The following is a 492-nucleotide window of genomic DNA, read 5'->3' as shown; positions in this document are numbered from 1 at the left end:
CAACCAGCCGTCTGCGCCGCGTTCACAAATTCCGTTTGCCTGGGCTCCGGGCTGGAACTCCCCACAGGCGTGGAACAAGTTCCAGGATGAAGTGGGCGGTAAACTGCGTCATGGCGATCCGGGCGTGCGCCTGATCGAAGCTTCTGCGGNTCCGAAGGCGGTCTGGACTACTTCACTACCGTTCCGGCGAGCTTCCAGGCGCAGGATGGTCAGTGGCGTATCGCGCCGTACTACCATCTGTTTGGCAGTGACGAAATGTCCCAGCGTGCGCCGGTCTTCCAGACCCGTATGCCGCAGCCGTACATCAAGCTCAACCCGGCGGATGCCGCGAAGTTGGGTGTCAATGCCGGTACGCGCGTTTCTTTCAGCTACGATGGCAACACGGTTACGCTGCCGGTTGAAATCGCTGAAGGATTAACGGCAGGGCAGGTTGGTTTGCCGATGGGCATGCCTGGCATCGCGCCGGTTCTGGCAGGTGCGCGTCTTGAGGAT

At 60.9% G+C, this 492-nt stretch carries 1 pseudogene; it reads left to right on the top strand.

Annotation, left to right across the window (positions count from 1 at the left end):
* Positions 1-492: pseudogene (locus FDX22_RS21380) on the top strand (molybdopterin dinucleotide binding domain-containing protein); the annotation flags it as partial.

The organism is Citrobacter sp. TBCS-14 (assembly GCF_005280805.1).
Taxonomy (GTDB): Bacteria; Pseudomonadota; Gammaproteobacteria; order Enterobacterales; family Enterobacteriaceae; genus Citrobacter; species Citrobacter gillenii.
This window is presented reverse-complemented; position numbering and strand designations above follow the sequence as displayed.